This window comes from Martinezella rhizogenes (assembly GCF_027460065.1).
Classification (GTDB): Bacteria; Pseudomonadota; Alphaproteobacteria; order Rhizobiales; family Rhizobiaceae; genus Agrobacterium; species Agrobacterium rhizogenes_C.
The window spans coordinates 317,729-334,224 of the sequence record NZ_JAPYZZ010000003.1 but is presented as its reverse complement, the minus strand read 5'-3'; the positions used below and the strand labels follow the sequence as shown (position 1 = coordinate 334,224).

Here is a 16,496-nt window from a genome sequence, read left to right as displayed (position 1 = left end):
GTCTCAGGCCGCTTTGCCGGTGGAAGGCGCCTTGGACGCCGCCGGGCAATTCAAAGCCCGCAATGCCACGGAAGCGCGGCTGATGACCTCACAGGTACCATCAGGATAATTTGCGTCGGCCGCAGATTCCACGATGCGCATGAAACTTTATTCCCCCACCCTTGTTTTGCCGAAAAAGCTAACAAAACAGAACAATCATGTCCAGAGTGTTGAACAATTTTTGTGTACTGCTCTACAAATGCGCAATGTGCATTTTAATTGGGCGCGGTTTAGTGCGGGGCATGCCGAGATTAAGCTTTGCGGATGGTCTATCGCGTCCTCTCTCCCTCATTCCTGTGACGAGCACAGGGATGAGGGAAGGGGAAGGTGGCGGCAGGATGGAAGGAGCACCCTCCTGCCTCAAAGCCACCGATTTCATGCAGGCTGTTATTCCTTCGGCATGCCAACGGGAGGCGCAAGGCGGCGTTGCGCGGCGATGCGGAAGGGGGCGTTCATGGCGCCATAACCGCCGTAAGCGCCGCGCCGTTCGATGATCTCGAAAAAGAAACCTTCCCCGAAGGTGCGACTGTAGATCTGGAAATATTCGCCATTGTCGTCGCGGTCATAAAGAATGCTCGCTTCTCGCAGGGCATCGGAAAACTCCGGCTCCAGCCCGAAACGGGCTTCGAGGTCGTCGTAATAATTGCGCGAGATCGGCAGGGCGTGAAAGCCGCGCGCCTGCATCGCCTTGGCCGTGGCGAAAATGTCGTCGGTGGCAAAGGCGATGTGTTGGATGCTGGTGCCGAAACCTTCGGCCAGGAATTTGCCGGCGAAGGTCTTGCGATTGTCCGCGCCGTTCATCGTCAGGCGGAAATGCGGTGAGGGCACGCTTTCAATCGCCTGGCTGCGCACCAGCCCACCTGGATCGACCACATCGATCATCGGGGTGCGGCGGGAGGAAAACAGCGAGGTGTAGAACAGAAGCCAGGTCAGCATTTCATCATAATGCGTTGTTTGCGCGAGATGATCGATGCGCGTCAGTCCGGCATCGCCCTGTGCTTTCGGGCTACCCGTGGAGACGAATTCCTTGTCCCAGATGGAGGCGAGCGCCGGTGACGCATCGAGGAAATAGATGACGCCATTGCCGACGCCCTGAATGGCGGGAACGGCGACTTCGCCTGTCTTGCGTGGTTCCGCGAAGGTCGGTGCGCCGAGCGCTTCGGCGCGCGCCAGCGCCGCTTTGGCATCGTCAACCTTCAGCCCGAAGGCATAGGCATTGGTGCCGTGGATCGAATAGGAAGCACCGGCAAAGCTGTCGCCGTCATCGCTGGTATTGATGACAATGCGGATATCGCCCTGCGTATAAAGATCGACCGCGCGGTTGCGGTGCTGCGCTGATTTTTCAAAACCGAGCGTGGTGAGCAGCGCTTCCAGATTGGCCTTTTCCTCCGGTGCCGTGGTGAACTCGACAAATTCCACACCCTGCGTCTCAACCCGTTCCGGCATGGCGGGCACGTCGATGCGGATATCGGGTTCAAGACGCCGCACCTGGTCCATGAGGTTGATCAGCGAACGGTGGCCATCTTCGGCAAGCAGTCGGGCGGAGCCGCCGCGGAACTGGTCGTTGAAGATTTCCAGCGACAGCGGTCCGCTATAACCCGTCGCGGCCACGGCGCGCATGAAATCCACGACAGGCAGATCGCCTTCACCCGGCATGTTGCGGAAATGGCGGCTCCAGTAGAGCAGGTCCATGTCGATCAGCGGCGCATCGGCCAGCTGTACGATGAAGATCTTGTCGCCGGGAATGGAGCGGATCGAATTGGGATCGATCTTGCGCGACAGCGTGTGGAAACTATCGAGAATGATGCCGACATTGGCGTGATCGGCACGGCGCACCACCTCCCAGGCATCGCGGTGATCGCTGATATGGCGGCCCCAGGCCAGCGCCTCGTAACCGACGCGCACGCCATGTTTTGCGGCCAGTTCACCGAGCTGATGGAAATCAGCGGCGGCGCGGTCGATGCCGCCGAGCGAGACCGGAGAGACATTCGAGCAGATCAGCATCAGATCGGTGCCAAGTTCGCCCATGATATCGAATTTCCGCTCAGCCCTCTCGAAAGCACGGGCGCGGTGCGGTTCCGGCATGCCCTCGAAATCGCGGAACGGCTGGAAGAGGGTGATATCAAGCCCGTGATCGGCGGCAAGCGCCTTCACCTCGCGCGGAGAGGCGTCATAGGTCAGGAAATCATTCTCGAAAATCTCCACGCCGGAAAAGCCGGCCTTGGCGATGGCGGCCAGCTTTTCGGGGAACTCGCCGCTGATCGACACGGTTGCGATGGATGTGCGCATTGGCATGCCGTGTCTTCCTGTGTCATAGCTCGCCATATTGCCTTCCTTTTCAGCCTTATGTACTAATTGGTTAATAAGCAGGGCGTGACCTTAAGGCCGCCGCCGCACCGATGGAATGGATGATGACCAAAAGCGCGACTTCGAACGCAACCCGAGAAAGCCGGCAGGCGAAGCGCGATCCGGAAGGGGTTCGCCGCGACATTCTTTCCGTCGCCATGGATGAGTTTTCGCAGAACGGCCTCTCCGGCGCGCGCATTGATGAGATCGCGGCGCGCACGCGCACGTCCAAGCGCATGATCTATTATTATTTCGGCGACAAGGAAGGCCTCTACAAACGCGTCCTGGAGGAAGCCTATGCGCAGGTGCGCGGCGGCGAAGGCAACCTTGAGCTGGATGATCTGGAGCCTATTGCCGCGCTGGAGAAACTCTGTCGCTTCACCTTCGAGCATCATCGTCGCAACCCCGCTTTCGTCCGGATGGTCATGACGGAGAACATTCACCACGGCAGGCACATCAGGGTTTCGGAGGCGATCCGCAACGTCAACCGGCCTGCCATCGAAATCATGCGGCGAATATTGAAGCGCGGGCAGGATACTGGTCTGTTCCGGCCGGGATTGGACGCTCTTGAGCTGCATTGGCAGATCAGCGCACTGTCTTTTTACAACGTCTCGAACACCGAAACTTTTTCGTTCAATTTTGGCGATACGCTTTTCAGTGAGGCTGGCCAGGAAGCGCTGTCCGCGCATGTGGCGGAGATGTTGCTGCGCTATGTGCTGAAGCCCGAGCATATTACGAGGATCGGGAAAAACGGTTGATGAGGTGGCTTAGTGCCACCCCGTAACCTTCGATGCCAAGACCGGCGATCACGCCTTCGGCACGGGTCGACACATAGGAATGGTGCCGGAAGACCTCGCGTTTGTGGATGTTGGAAATATGGACTTCGATGACTGGCGCCTCGAAGGCGTTCAGCGCATCGAGGATCGCCACCGACGTATGGGTAAAGGCGCCCGGATTGATGACGATACCCGCGGACTTGCCGCGGGCTTCATGGATCCAGTCGATCAGCTCATATTCCCTGTTGCTCTGGGCAAAAAACAGCTCGTGGCCGGCGGCTTCGGCGATGGCACGGCAATCGGCCTCGACATCGGCGAGCGTCTCGTAGCCGTAGATTTCCGGCTGGCGCTGGCCGAGCAGATTGAGGTTCGGACCGTTCAGGATCGTAAAAAGGCTCATGCCACGCCCTCCGCCATGCAAAGTTCTGTGAAATGCGCCGTCATGCGTTTCGCATCCGGCTCGCGGCCGCAAAAGAGGCGAAATGCGCCGACGGCCTGGAACACGGTCATGCCGCCGCCGGGCAGGGTTCGGCATCCCTTGCTGGCCGCGGTCGCCAGAAGCTCGGTCACCAGCGGCATATAGACGATATCGGCGACCCAGTGCTTTGGTTCGATCAGCTCGGCTGCAACAGGCATGCCGGGATGGGCGGGCATGCCCATCGGCGTGGCATGGATCAGGCCATCGGCAAAGGGCAGCGAGTCGGCCGGGTCCTTGACCGCGAAGGCGCGGCCTTCGCCAAAACGGGCATTGAGTTCGTCGGCGAGACGTTCGGCTCGTGGAAAATCCCGGTCGAAGATATCGAGACGGCTTATATCGAGCTTCAACGTGGCATGGGCCACCGCAACGCCTGCACCACCTGCGCCGACCAGAAGCGCCCGGTCGCGCTTTGCATCCGGCAGGCCGCGCACGAAGCTTTCGTAAAAACCGTACCAGTCGGTATTGTGGCCGATGCGGCGTCCATCCCGGAAGACGACGGTGTTGACCGCGCCCAGCATGCGGGCATCGTCGGAGAGTTCATGCAGATGCGGAATAACGGCCTGCTTGAAGGGATGCGTGATGTTCGTCCCGGCAAAACCGCGCGCCTCCAGCTCGTCGAGAAGAGCGGGAAGGCTACTCTGCGGCAGTTTGCGGGCGGTAACATCCACAAGCTCGTAGGAATAGTCGAGGCCATGGGCCGCACCCTCGCGCATGTGCAGCGCGGGCGATTTGGAAAGCTGGATGTCGGCGCCTATCAGGCCGACCTTGTAGGCGGTTTTTTCTGTCATGATCAGGTGTCGCTCATCGGACGGTGTGGGAGAGGCGGGACAATCCCGCCCGCCTTAAGAGCGCGCGAACCTCAGTGGTGGGCGAGAATTTCGCCGAGGAACGTGCGCGTACGCTGGTGCTTGGGATCGCGGAAGAATTCTTCCGGCGGGCCTTCCTCGATGATCTCGCCTTCCGACATGAAGACCACGCGGTCGGCCACCTGGCGGGCGAAACCCATTTCATGGGTCACGCAGATCATCGTCATGCCGTCGCGGGCAAGGCCGATCATGGTGTCGAGCACTTCCTTCACCATTTCCGGGTCCAGTGCCGAAGTCGGCTCGTCGAACAGCATCGCCTTCGGTTCCATGCACAGTGCCCGGGCAATCGCCGCACGCTGCTGCTGGCCGCCGGAAAGCTGTGCCGGGTACTTGTCGGCCTGGTTGAGAATGCGCACGCGCTCCAGATATTTGCGGGCCGTCGCCTCCGCATCGGCCTTGGAGAGACCCTTCACCCGCATCGGGGCAAGGGTACAGTTTTCCATGATAGTCTTGTGCGGGAAGAGATTGAAGCTCTGGAACACCATTCCCACTTCGCGGCGAACCGCATCGATGGCGCGGCTGGAATCCGACAGCGTGGTACCCTCGACCGTGATCTTGCCCTCCTGGATTTCCTCCAGATGGTTGATGCAGCGGATGAGGGTGGATTTGCCCGAACCCGACGGGCCGCAAAGAACGATCTTTTCGCCTTTGCGAACCGTCATGTTGACGCCTTTAAGCGCATGGAAGGCTCCATACCACTTTCCAACCCCTTCAAGGGCGATCAGCGGAGCCTGTGCGGCGGAGGATTGCGACATGGAACTTTCCTTCATGCTTTACAGCGGCGTTTAGTTGATGGTGTAGGGAATGTCGGGAAGCGAGGCCGGGAAGTCCGGAACCGGGCGCTTCATCCATTTGGCATAGACTTTTGCGAGGTCGCCATTGGCCTTGGCCTTGTCGAGCCAGGCGTTGAGCGCCTCGTTCCAGTCCTTTTCACCGGGGCGCGTGGCGGCGCTGTTATAGAGGGTCACGAGGTCGAACTTCACCTCGTAATCCTTGCCGCCAGCCGCCGCGAGACGGTCTCCATAAAACTGGTTGCCGCCGATCGCCTCGATCTGGCCCGACAGGATCGCCTGGATGGTGGCGGCGTCGTCATCGAAACGAAGGATATTCGCTTTCGTACCCGCACCGGCAGTCAAGGCTGTGTCCATCGGGCTGGATTTCGGCGCGCCAACGGTCATTCCGGTCAGATCGTCAAAATTGACGATCTTCTTGTCCTTGGTGGCGTAAACCGACATGACGTTATGCGCGTAAGGCTGTGCATATTGCACGTTCTTGGCCCGTTCCGGCGTCATCCCCATCGACGCGAACAGGGCGTCGACCTTGCCGGTGCGCAGCGACGGAATGCGGTTGGCGACGGCAAGCGGCACGAACTCCACTTTCAAGCCGAGATAATCCGCAAACCCTCTGGCCAGGTCGGCATCGTAGCCTTCCTGCACGCCGGAGGAATTGATGAAGCCCCAGGGCGCGTTGTCACCCTGAATGCCGATTACGATCTTGCCGCTGGATTTTGCCTCTTCCAGCGTCCGGGCGTCTGCCCCTGCGGGTGTCAGGATCGGCAGCAGCGCTGCCAATCCGACTGCGAGGGCCGTCCGCCAACGTATCTTTGTCTCAAAGATTCCCATTGGTTACTCCTCCCAATATACCTGTCCCGATCCTTCACTTCACGGTGAAAGGAATGTCCGGCAGGCTTTCCGGGAAAGCGGGAACTTCGCGCTTCATCCACTTGTCGTAGATCTTGGCCAGCTGGCCGTCCGATTTGATCTTGTCGAGGAAGGCGTTGACGGTTTCGTTCCAGTCCTTTTCACCCGGCCGGGTGCCGGCGCCGTTATAAAGCGTCGTGAGATCGAATTTCGGCTCGTATTTGCCTTCGGCCGCCTTGTTCAGCCGGTCACCATAAAACTGGTTGCCGCCGATGACCTCGACCTGACCAGAGATGAGTGCCTGAATATTGGCGGCATCATCGTCGAAGCGCAGGATGTTTGCTTTCGAGCCGGCGCCTGCCGTGATCGAGGTGTCCATAGCGCTCGACTTCGGCACACCGACGGCCACGCCGGTCAGATCGTCATAGCCGGTAATCTTCTTGTCCTTGGGGCCATAAACGGAGAGCACGTTGCCGGCATAGGGCTTGGAATATTGAATAGTCTTGGCGCGCTCGGCGGTCATGCCCATGGTCGCGAACAAGAGGTCGACCTTGCCGGTCAAAAGTGCCGGGATGCGGTTGGCCACGGCGAGCGGCACGAATTCCACCTTGACGCCGAGATAGTCGGCAAAGGCCTTGCCGATATCGGCATCGAGACCATCCTGCACGCCGCTGGAATTGACGAAGCCCCATGGCGAATTATCGCCCTGAATGCCGATGACGACCTTGCCCTTGGCCTTGGCCTCTTCCACCGTGGCGGCGGAAGCATCGACCGGCGCGACAAAGGGCAGGGCGACGGTTGCCGCGGCGAGCGCGAGCAGCGCGCGGCGTGAGAATTTCATGTTGGTAGTTTTCATCTTTTGCTCCTCCTTACAAAGCTGATGAGATGATTTTTGACGATTAGCGGGATGCGGCCTGCAGCCGCTTTTCAACGCCGGCGCCCCACAGGGAAAGCGGCCAGCAGATCAGGAAATAGATGATGCCGACGATGGCGAAGACGGTGAGCGGACGGAACGTCTGGTTGGAGACGATCTGGCCGGCGCGCGACAGCTCGACGAAGCCGACGATTGCCGCAAGCGAGGTGCCCTTGATGAGCTGTACGAGGAAACCGATGGTGGCCGGCAGTGAAATCTTGAAGGCCTGCGGCAGAACCACGTCCTTCATGCGTGACACGTAATGCAGGCCGAGCGCATTGGCAGCCTCGGTCTGGCCCTTCGGCACTGCCTGGATGCCGCCGCGCCAGATTTCGCCGAGGAAGGCGCTGGCATGCAGGGTAAAGGCAATAGCGACCGCGATCCAGGCATCGACGTTGAGGCCCGCAAGCGCCACGCCGTAATAAACCACGAAAAGCTGCATCAGGAGCGGCGTGCCCTGGAAAACGGCGATGAAAGCCATGCTCGCGCGCTGGATTGCCGGGCTGTCCGCGACGCGGGCCAGCGCCACGCAAAGGCCGAAGACACCGCCGCCGATGAAGCCGATCAAGGTCAGCGCAAGGGTCCATTTCAGGCCTTGCATCAGGAAGAAGAGTTCGTTGGGACCGATTGATGCCATTGTCTTTTCCTCACTTGACCGGATAGCTGAAGGATGCACGCGAGATGAGCGCGAAAATGCCCATCATCAGCGAGGAAATGACCAGATAGAGCAGCGTGATCGAGAAATAGACCTCGAAGGAACGGAACGTATCTGCCTCGATCTTCTGCGCCACCGAGGTCAGTTCGTAAGCCGCAATCGAGGTGCAGACCGAGGTGGTCAGCGTCAGCATGATGAACTGGCTGGTGAGCGAGGGATAAACCGCCCGCAGCGCCGGCTTCAGGATGATATGACGGAAAATCTGCGCGCGGTGCAGGCCGAGCGCCAGTCCCGCCTCCACCTGGCCCTTGGGAATGGAATCGACGCCGCCGCGAATGATTTCAATCGCATAGGCGCCGCCGTTGAGAGCGAGCGCGATGATGGCAGTCACGGTCGGGTTGAGCTTGATGCCGATCTGCGGCAGGGCGAAGAAGATGAAGAATATCTGCACCAGAAACGGCGTGTTGCGGATGGCTTCCACAAAACCGATGACGAGCGCGCGCAGCAGCTTGAAGCGTGAACGGCGGGCAACGACGCCGAGAACGCCGATGACTGTCGCGAGCGACATGCCGGCAATCGCCAGGCCGATTGTCGCAAGACAGGCCAAAAGCAGCTCGGGCAGGCGCTCTATGACCGCCGAAAAATCGAGACTGTAAGACATTCTTCCTCCCAACCCGTTCGGGTCCGAACAGGCGTTTCGCCTTGTCCGCATTGCTCCGGAACCTTGCGGCGCCAAAGCCCTCCATTTTTGTCAGTTCCTGCCGCCGCAGGCTTTGAGCCTTCCTCACCGGCATGGTGTTAATCATAATGTTTGTACCAGTTAGTTCATTTTTGTGTCAAGCATTATGTCCGGTTAAAAAACAGCTTTCGCGCTGTTTTTTCATTTCTTGAATTTTCGAATAAAGTGTTTTTATCAATGACTAAGACGTGAAACCGCAAGCGCTTTCCACGCGCGGCCAACCCGCCTCCGGCACGCCGTCTGGCAGTGCCGGAAACCCCTTGATGCGATCAAAACGAACCCGCCTGCGGCTAGTTGCCGTTCGTACCGAGCCTGTCTATCTGCACTGCCAGCCGTTCGGCGATCAGCAGCGAGGCACCCGTTGCCGTCACCATTTGCGGAAGCGACAACCATTCCAGCATCCAGCCCGCGCCGGACCGTTCCTGTTCATGCACGAGCGACTGGTGCAGCGCGGAGATCTGCACGGCATTAAAGCGGGCAAGCGCCACCAGCGTTTCGGCATTGACCGGATTCTGCTTGTGCGGCATGGCAGAAGAACCGCCGCCGCCGGAGAGACGGATTTCCGTACCGAGCTCGGCCATCAGCGCAATATCCTGCCCGAACTTGCCGAGCGTCCCTGTCACGAGCGAGAGAATATTGCCGAATTCGGCGATGCCGTCGCGCTGGCTTTGCCATTGCTGTTTGTCAGCGAGACCGAGCCGCCTGGCGAGATCGGCCCGCACGGCTCCGGCAGTGTCGCCGAGCTTTTCCAGCGTTCCGGCCGCACCGCCGAATTGCAGGGCAAAACCGCTCTGCGCGAAGGTTTCCAGCCTGAGCAGGTGGCGCTCAAGCGGCGCGATCCAGCTTGCCGCGCGGTCGGCCACGGTTATTCCTATGGCAGCCTGCATGCGGGTGTAACCGGTGAGCGCATTATGGCCATCGCGGGAGGCGATGTCTCCGAGCGCATCGATGAGCTGGCCGAGCCGGGCAGCGATGATTTCCGTCGCCATTTTCAGCCGCAGCATCAGGCTGGTATCGATGACATCCTGGCTGGTTGCGCCGAAATGCACCTTTTCCGCCGCCTTGCCGGCGACGGCTGCCCGCATCTGCCGCACTAGTTCAGGCACCACCACGCCGTCTTTGGCGACGCCATGGCGAAGGGCGGTCATATCGGCGGCAAACTCCGAAAGCCCCGAGACGATCGCCTTCGCCACATCCTCGGAGATGATGCCGGTCCCCACTTGCGCCTGCGCCAGTGCCGTCTCGAAGCGGATCATGGCGTCGATATCCGCTTTTGCCGAAAAAAGCTCGACGATCTCGCTATCGCCGAAAAGGCCTGAGAGAAACGGATGCTCGAAGGGGGAAAGGCTCATTTCACTTGTCCGTTGGGCTCAGATATCGAAAAACACGGTTTCGCCTTCGCCCTGAAGGCGGATATCGAAACGATAGACGTTGCCTTCCTCCTTTTTGGCGACAAGCGTGGCGATGCGGCTTTTCTGCTCGATGCGGGCGAGAACCGGGTCGGCCGCATTGGCCTCCTGTTCCTCCGGGAAATACATGCGGGTCTGCAGGCCGATATTGATGCCGCGCGCGACGATCCAGAAGGTGATGTGCGGCGCCATCGGGCGGCCATCGCGGAACGGCACCGTGCCGGGCTTGATGGTCTCGAAGACGAATTCGCCGGTATCCATGTCACCCGGCGAGCGGCCCCAGCCGATGAAGTTCGGGTCGGCCTTGCCGCGGGTTTCGCTGGGGCTGTTGTAATAACCGTCGGTATCGGCCTGCCAGATTTCGATCAGCGCATCCTTCAGCGCCATGCCCGCACCGTCATAGACTGTGCCGCGCACGCTTATGCGTTCACCGCGGGCCTTGTCGTTATAAAGCGGACCGGAACCCAGATCCTTTTCGAACACGCCTTCGATGCCGACGAAATTCGGCGTGCAGCCGATATGTACATAGGGGCCTGCCGTCTGCGAGGCGGTTTCCTTGAAATAGTTGAGCGGCTGAACCATGGTCAGTTGCCCTCCATGCGGTTTTCGAAAAGGGTCGAGCGGCGGCCGCGCAGGACGATATCGAACTTATAGGCCAGCATGTCCATCGGCAGCGTCGCATTCATGTCCAGCGGCGCGATCAGTCTTTTGATGGCATCCTCATCCGGAATGGTCTTGACGATCGGACATTTCCAGATCAGCGGGTCGCCCTCGAAATACATCTGGGTGATCAGCCGCTGGGCAAAGCCGTGGCCGAAGACCGAGAAATGGATATGGGCCGGTCGCCAGTCATTGACACCATTCGGCCAGGGATAAGCGCCGGGCTGGATGGTCTTGAACCAGTAATAACCGTTCTCATCCGTGATCGTGCGGCCGACGCCGCCGAAATTCGGATCGATGGCGGCAAGGTAGCTTTCCTTCTTGTGGCGGTAGCGGCCGCCGGCATTGGCCTGCCAGAATTCCACCAGCGCGCCATCCACGCCGCGGCCACGCTCGTCCAGCACCCGGCCATGCACCAGAAGGCGCGGGCCGATGGGCATTTCGCCGGGGCGGGCATAGTTGAGGATGAGGTCGTTATCCAGCGGGTTCAGCATGCCATGGCCGAAGACGGGGCCGGTGATCTCGCTTTTTGTGCCTTCCAGCGAAATCAGCGCGCGTTGCGGCGAGCGCAGGATCGAGGTCTTGTAGCCGGGCGCATAGGCCAGCGGGTGAATATCGCGGTTGCGCGCGAAGAAGGGCCCGGTTTCAGGCGGCTGGTTGCTCATTTCGTCTCCTCCCCATCGCCAGAATTATCAGTGCCAGACTTATCAGGGGAACTATCGGCCTTCATGCTGGCCAGGGCAAGCTTGGCGATCTTGAAAGCGTGGTTGGCGGCGGGAACGCCGGCATAGATCGCCACATGCAGCAGCGCTTCGCGAATATCCGCCTCCGTGGCGCCGGTATTGACGGTGGCGCGCACATGCATGGCCAGTTCCTCATCCTGACCGAGCGCTGCGAGCAGGGCGATGGTGACCATCGAACGCTCGCGCTTCGTCCAGTGGTTGCCGGACCACACCGTGCCCCAGGCGGCCTCGGTGATGAGCTGCTGGAAGGGCTGGTCGAAGCCGGACGTCATGGTTTGCGCCCGGTCGACATGGGCGTCGCCCAGCACCGAGCGGCGGGTCTTCATGCCCTGTTCGAAACGTTCGTTCTTGTCGATATGGTCCGCCATCGGTCAATGCTCCGGCAAGGTCTTGAGAAAAATCGAGGCTGCCTGCGCATAAGCGAGCGGCTGTTCAAGGCAGGGGATGTGGCCGCAGCCGGCAAGGGTGACGAAGCGGCTTGCGGGGATGAGGCCCGCCAGCGACTGCACCAGTTCCGGCGGGGTGGAGCCGTCCTGATCACCCGCGATACAGAGCGTCGGCACGGCGATGCGCTCCGCCTCTTCGGTGAAATCCGCATCGCGGATGGCGGCGCAGGTGCCGCTATAACCCGCTTCCGGCTGTTGCGAGAGCATGTTGCGCGCGCCGGCATAGGCGGCATTCTCGGGCTGGCGGAAGGTGGGCGTGAACCAGCGCTCCATGACGGGGTCGACCAGCGAGGCGAGGCCATCGGCGGCGATCTTGTCGATGCGGGCATTCCACATCTCAGTCGTGCCGATCTTGTGAGCGGTATTGCTGAGCACCAGTGCCCGAACGAGATCGGGCCGGCGGGCATAAAGCCCCTGCGCAATCAGTCCGCCGACGGACAGGCCCCAGATGACGGCGCTTTTGACGCCGAGATGATCGAGAAGCGCAATCAGGTCACCGGCATGATCGTCGATGGAATAGGGAGCACGCCCGACGTCGGAAAGACCATGGCCGCGCTTGTCGTGCAGCACATAGGCATAGTCATCGCCAAGCGCCTCGATGACCGCATCCCAGATGCGGAAATCCGTGCCGAGCGAATTGATGAAGGCGATCACAGGCTTGCCGCTGTCCAGTCCCTTGACGCGATAATGGATCACAGTCTCGCCGCAGTGCAGAAAATGCATGGCATGCTCCTCCTGCGAAGAATATTGCAAGCCGGTTCCGGTTAAGTAAAATGACATTATCGATGAAAATCATAACCACTGGATTATATGAGCGATGGTCGATCAGCGTATCAAGTTCCGCCACCTGCAGACCTTCGTGGAGGTGGCGCGCCAGAAAAGCGTTATCCGCGCTGCGGAAATCCTGCATGTCAGCCAGCCGGCGGTGACGAAGACCATTCGCGAACTGGAAGAGATTCTCGGCGTGTCGCTGTTCGACCGGGAGGGGCGCGGCATTCGCATCAGCCGTTATGGCGAGGTCTTTCTGCGCCATGCCGGTGCGACGATGACGGCGCTGCGACAGGCGGTCGATTCGGTCTCGCAGGAGGCGGCGCGTGCCGGTCCTCCCGTCCGGGTCGGCGCCCTGCCCACGGTTTCGGTGCGGATCATGCCGCAGGCGATGGCCGGTTTTCTGGCGGAAAAGACCGGCAGCCCGGTGAAGATCGTGACGGGCGAAAACGCCGTGCTTCTGGAGCAGCTGCGCGTCGGCGATCTAGACCTCGTCGTTGGGCGTCTCGCCGCGCCGCAGAAAATGGCGGGCTTTTCCTTCGAACATCTCTATTCGGAGAAAGTGCGTTTCGTGGTGCGCGCCGGCCATCCGCTTTTATCACCGGGTCTTTCGGTGTTCGATCACCTGCATGAATATCCGGTGCTGATGCCGACACGGCAATCGGTGATTGGCCCTGTCGTCGAGCAGTTCCTGATCGCCAACGGCGTTCCGGCCCTGCCGATCCGTATCGAAACCGTGTCCGACGCCTTCGGCCGCGCCTTCCTGCGCACCAGTGATGCGATCTGGATCATCTCGGAAGGCGTGGTGGCAGCGGATGTGGCCGATGGCATTCTGGCCATCCTGCCGGTGGAGACCGGCGATACCAGCGGCCCGGTGGGGCTGACGGTGAGGGCCGATACGCAGCCCTCGTTGCCGCTGTCGCTGCTGATGCAGGCTATTCGCGAGGCGGCGGGTGAGCTGCTGGATGGGAGGGCGGAGGCTGCCTCTCAGTAAGGAAGCCCCACATAATTCTCCGCAAGCGCCGTGGAAGCGGCGCGCGATTGCACGAGATAATCCAGTTCGGCCTCCTGGATGCGCTGGCCGAAATCCTCCGTATCGGGAAAACGATGCATCATCGTCGTCATCCACCATGAGAAGCGGACGGCCTTCCAGACGCGCGAAAGCGCCTTCTGCGAATAGGCATCGATGCCGGCTTCAGATTTTTCGCGATAAAACTCGATCAGCGCCTCGCTCAGATAATGCACGTCGCTGGCGGCGAGGTTGAGGCCCTTGGCGCCCGTCGGCGGCACGATATGGGCAGCGTCGCCTGCGAGGAACAGCCGACCAAACCGCATTGGCTCGCTGACGAAGGACCGGAGCGGCGCGATGGATTTCTCAAAGGATGGACCGGTCGCCATTTCATCCGCATGGTTTTCCGGCAGGCGGCGGCGGATTTCATCCCAGAAACGCTCGTCGCTCCAGTCTTCCGGCCGGTCATCCAGTGAACATTGTATATAATACCGGCTGCGTGTGTGCGAGCGCATGGAACAGAGGGCAAAACCGCGCGGATGGTTGGCATAGATCAGTTCGTGGTTGACGGGCGGCACGTCGGCGAGAATGCCGAGCCAGCCGAAAGGATAGACCTTCTCGAATTCCTTGATCGCGCCTTGCGGCACGGATTTGCGGCTGACCCCGTGGAAACCATCGCAACCGGCGATGAAATCGCAATCGATCCGGTGGGTTACGCCGTCTTTCTGATAGGTGACATAGGGGCTTGCGCCATCGAAATCATGCGGTTGGACATTGGCGGCGTCGTAGATGGTCACAAGGTTTGCCGCCTCGCGCACATCCATCAGATCATGGGTGACCTCGGTCTGGCCATAAACCATCACGCGTTTACCGCCCGTCAGATCAAACAGATCGATACGGTGGTCGCGACCATCGAAGGTCAGCGAAAAACCGTCATGCGGCAGGCCTTCGCGGTGCAGGCGCTTGTCCGCGCCAACCTTTTCCATCAGCTGCACCGTGCCTTCCTCCAGCACGCCGGCGCGGACACGGCCGAGGATGTAATCCTTGCTGACCCGGTCGAGAATGGCGGTCTCTACGCCGGCTCTCGCCAGAAGCTGGCCCAGCAGCAGCCCCGATGGGCCGGAGCCGATGATGACGACCTGTGTACGCATTGTTTCCTCCCGAACTTGTCTCCGGTCAAGAAATTGACCAAGGCCGGTCACAAGCTCAATGGACTTTCCGGCCCGTAAATTGCACAATCCGACCATCGGACGGAGGAGCGGGGTGGGATGCGGGTAACTGCCAATGAAGGGCTTTATGGCGAAGAAGGCGTACAGGGCACCGATTTTCGCTTCCATTGCGAGACGCTTTTTTCGCGAAGCAGCCTGCACCGCTTTGAAATCGGTCTGCACCGTCATGCCGCCTTTCTGCAAATCTTGTACATTTTTGGCGGTGAGGGCGATGCGTTGCTGGAGGGTCGCATCGAGCCGATCCGCCCGCCGGTCGCCATCATCGTGCCGCCGGGTTTTGAACATGGCTTCCGTTTTTCACGCGATATTGGCGGGGTGATCGTCACCATGCTGCCGGGAGCGCTGCCGGCGTCGGTGCAGGCGCTTTTGCTGCGGAATTTCCAGCAGCCGGTGCTTGTGCCCTTGCGGGATTTTACTGAGAAAGAGGGTCTGCGCAGCGGTTTCGAACGGATTTCCACGGAATATGAGGCGCGCGAGATCGGTCGCGATGCGATGATCGAAGGCCAGCTCGCCACCTTGGTTGCGCTTCTTTCACGGGCGGCGCGACCGCTTTTGGAAACCAGCGGCGAGGGCCTTGCTGAGCAGCGTTTCGAACGGTTGCTCTCGCTGATTGCCCGCCATATCCGCGAGCCGCAAAAAGCCGGATTTTATGCAGGGAAACTCGGGCTTTCCGAAACCCACCTTAACCGGCTCGTCCGTTCGGTTTCCGGCCTCAGCCTGCAACGGCTGATCGCTAAGCGTCAGATCGAGATCGCCCAGCAGGAGCTGATCTTTACGGTCTCCAGCGTGCAGATGATCGCCGAAGGGCTGGGTTTTGCCGATCCCGCTTATTTCAACCGCTTCTTCAGGCGGGAGACCGGCATGACGCCCCGCACCTGGCGTCTCGCCGAACAGCGCAAAATGGGTGATATGGGCGCGCGGCTGACACCGCCTCAGTCTCAGACCAGCATTCTCGCCAGTTCCCGCTGAACGGAGAGAAGCGCCGGCAGATAACGCTCCACCAGATCTTCCATTGAGGCGACTGAAGCGGCAAGCCCGACATTGAGCGCAGCAACCGTCTGGCCACGCACATTTTTCAGCGGTACGGCGATGGAGCGAAGACCAATCTCCACTTCCTGATCGATCAGCGCATAACCGCGATGGCCGGTCACCTCGATTTCGGCGAGCAGAGCTTCCATGTCGGTGATCGTCTTTTCCGTGCGGGCGACCAGCCGGGAGGCTTCGAGAATATCGCGCTGCCGCTCGGGTAGCTGCACGGAAAGAAGAACGCGGCCCATCGAGGTGCAATAGGCGGGCAAGCGCGACCCCGGCATCAGTGCAATCGACATCACCCGCTGCTGCGCGGCGCGAGCCACATAAACGATTTCGGTCTCGTCCAGAATCGAGACGGAGGTGCTCTGGCCGATTTCTTCCGAGAGGTGGTCGATAAGCGGCTGCACGATCTTCGGCAGCGGCATGGTGGCAAGACAGCCGGTGCCGAGCCGCAGCACCTTCGGTGTCACGGTGAAGAATTTGCCGTCATAGGCGGCATAACCAAGCTCCGAAAGCGTCAGCAGACAGCGGCGCGTCGTGGCGCGGTCCAGCCCGGCGATCTCCGCCGCATCTGAAATCGACAATCGCGGCCGCTCGGCGCTGAAAGCCTCGATGACCCGCAATCCCTTGGCGAGACCGCCCATCATGTCTCTTTCGCTGACGGCCATGCCTAAGCTCCATTTTGTGCGATATACGAACAAAAATCATATAACGCACAAAATCCTTGCCGTCGATGCAATTTCGGCTT

At 60.3% G+C, this 16,496-nt stretch carries 18 protein-coding genes; 3 read left to right on the top strand and 15 right to left on the bottom strand.

Translation table 11 applies throughout. The features are described 5' to 3' along the window. Positions 1-426: 426 nt before the first annotated feature. Positions 427-2,328: a bifunctional sugar phosphate isomerase/epimerase/4-hydroxyphenylpyruvate dioxygenase family protein gene (locus tag O8B93_RS08080; RefSeq protein WP_269709338.1), complete on the bottom strand. Its 1,902-nt coding sequence runs from the start codon at positions 2,326-2,328 to the stop codon at positions 427-429. 122 nt (positions 2,329-2,450) lie between these two features. Between O8B93_RS08080 and O8B93_RS08075 the strand changes: the two genes are divergently transcribed. Further along, positions 2,451-3,143, top strand: coding sequence for a TetR/AcrR family transcriptional regulator (locus O8B93_RS08075; protein ID WP_121692129.1), 693 nt, complete (start codon positions 2,451-2,453; stop codon positions 3,141-3,143). Here O8B93_RS08075 and aroQ read toward each other — a convergent pair. The 12 genes from aroQ to pcaD all read right to left on the bottom strand — a co-directional run bounded on the left by aroQ (position 3,118) and on the right by pcaD (position 12,433). Next, complete coding sequence (gene aroQ, locus O8B93_RS08070; RefSeq protein WP_269709317.1) at positions 3,118-3,561, bottom strand: type II 3-dehydroquinate dehydratase; 444 nt, start codon at positions 3,559-3,561, stop codon at positions 3,118-3,120. The two genes, O8B93_RS08075 and aroQ, sit on opposite strands and share 26 nt — an antisense overlap. Beyond that, entirely contained in the window at positions 3,558-4,427 is an 870-nt protein-coding gene (locus O8B93_RS08065; RefSeq protein WP_269709316.1) for a shikimate dehydrogenase, read from the bottom strand. The genes aroQ and O8B93_RS08065 overlap by 4 nt, the downstream gene beginning before the upstream one ends. Before the next feature lie 71 nt (positions 4,428-4,498). Then, entirely contained in the window at positions 4,499-5,260 is a 762-nt protein-coding gene (locus tag O8B93_RS08060; RefSeq protein ID WP_006316555.1) for an amino acid ABC transporter ATP-binding protein, read from the bottom strand. 30 nt (positions 5,261-5,290) lie between these two features. Then, positions 5,291-6,127 carry a transporter substrate-binding domain-containing protein gene (locus O8B93_RS08055; protein ID WP_269709315.1) on the bottom strand — a complete coding sequence of 279 codons (837 nt, stop codon included), beginning with the start codon at positions 6,125-6,127 and terminating at the stop codon, positions 5,291-5,293. 34 nt (positions 6,128-6,161) lie between these two features. Next, positions 6,162-7,001, bottom strand: a complete 840-nt coding sequence (locus O8B93_RS08050) for a transporter substrate-binding domain-containing protein (protein ID WP_269709314.1) — start codon at positions 6,999-7,001, stop codon at positions 6,162-6,164. 43 nt (positions 7,002-7,044) lie between these two features. Further along, the gene (locus tag O8B93_RS08045) at positions 7,045-7,695 is read right to left on the bottom strand and encodes an amino acid ABC transporter permease (RefSeq protein WP_006316552.1); all 651 of its coding nucleotides are present in this window, start codon (positions 7,693-7,695) and stop codon (positions 7,045-7,047) included. A 10-nt stretch (positions 7,696-7,705) separates the two neighbouring features. Continuing rightward, positions 7,706-8,374, bottom strand: a complete 669-nt coding sequence (locus O8B93_RS08040; protein ID WP_269709313.1) for an amino acid ABC transporter permease — start codon at positions 8,372-8,374, stop codon at positions 7,706-7,708. Between the two features lie 368 nt (positions 8,375-8,742). Next, positions 8,743-9,804 carry a 3-carboxy-cis,cis-muconate cycloisomerase gene (locus tag O8B93_RS08035; protein ID WP_269709312.1) on the bottom strand — a complete coding sequence of 354 codons (1,062 nt, stop codon included), beginning with the start codon at positions 9,802-9,804 and terminating at the stop codon, positions 8,743-8,745. Between the two features lie 18 nt (positions 9,805-9,822). Next, positions 9,823-10,443 carry a protocatechuate 3,4-dioxygenase subunit alpha gene (pcaG, locus tag O8B93_RS08030; RefSeq protein WP_269709311.1) on the bottom strand — a complete coding sequence of 207 codons (621 nt, stop codon included), beginning with the start codon at positions 10,441-10,443 and terminating at the stop codon, positions 9,823-9,825. A gap of 2 nt (positions 10,444-10,445) precedes the next feature. Then, positions 10,446-11,186, bottom strand: coding sequence for a protocatechuate 3,4-dioxygenase subunit beta (pcaH, locus tag O8B93_RS08025; protein WP_080812824.1), 741 nt, complete (start codon positions 11,184-11,186; stop codon positions 10,446-10,448). Continuing rightward, complete coding sequence (gene pcaC, locus O8B93_RS08020) at positions 11,183-11,632, bottom strand: 4-carboxymuconolactone decarboxylase (protein WP_269709310.1); 450 nt, start codon at positions 11,630-11,632, stop codon at positions 11,183-11,185. Before pcaC ends, pcaH begins: the two co-directional genes overlap by 4 nt. Positions 11,633-11,635: 3 nt before the next feature. Then, positions 11,636-12,433: a 3-oxoadipate enol-lactonase gene (gene pcaD / locus O8B93_RS08015; protein ID WP_269709309.1), complete on the bottom strand. Its 798-nt coding sequence runs from the start codon at positions 12,431-12,433 to the stop codon at positions 11,636-11,638. Positions 12,434-12,527: 94 nt separating this feature from the next. Here pcaD and pcaQ point away from each other — a divergent pair, with 94 nt between their 5' ends. Further along, complete coding sequence (gene pcaQ, locus O8B93_RS08010; RefSeq protein WP_269709308.1) at positions 12,528-13,472, top strand: pca operon transcription factor PcaQ; 945 nt, start codon at positions 12,528-12,530, stop codon at positions 13,470-13,472. Here pcaQ and pobA read toward each other — a convergent pair. Continuing rightward, on the bottom strand, positions 13,466-14,638 hold the full coding sequence (gene pobA, locus O8B93_RS08005; RefSeq protein WP_269709307.1) for a 4-hydroxybenzoate 3-monooxygenase: 1,173 nt from the start codon (positions 14,636-14,638) through the stop codon (positions 13,466-13,468). The genes pcaQ and pobA overlap by 7 nt on opposite strands. A 117-nt stretch (positions 14,639-14,755) precedes the next feature. Between pobA and O8B93_RS08000 the strand changes: the two genes are divergently transcribed. Next, complete coding sequence (locus tag O8B93_RS08000; RefSeq protein WP_269709306.1) at positions 14,756-15,685, top strand: helix-turn-helix domain-containing protein; 930 nt, start codon at positions 14,756-14,758, stop codon at positions 15,683-15,685. On the opposite strand, the gene O8B93_RS07995 is transcribed toward O8B93_RS08000, so the two are convergent. Continuing rightward, the gene (locus O8B93_RS07995) at positions 15,655-16,416 is read right to left on the bottom strand and encodes an IclR family transcriptional regulator (protein WP_269709305.1); all 762 of its coding nucleotides are present in this window, start codon (positions 16,414-16,416) and stop codon (positions 15,655-15,657) included. The two genes, O8B93_RS08000 and O8B93_RS07995, sit on opposite strands and share 31 nt — an antisense overlap. Between the last annotated feature and the right edge of the window lie 80 nt (positions 16,417-16,496).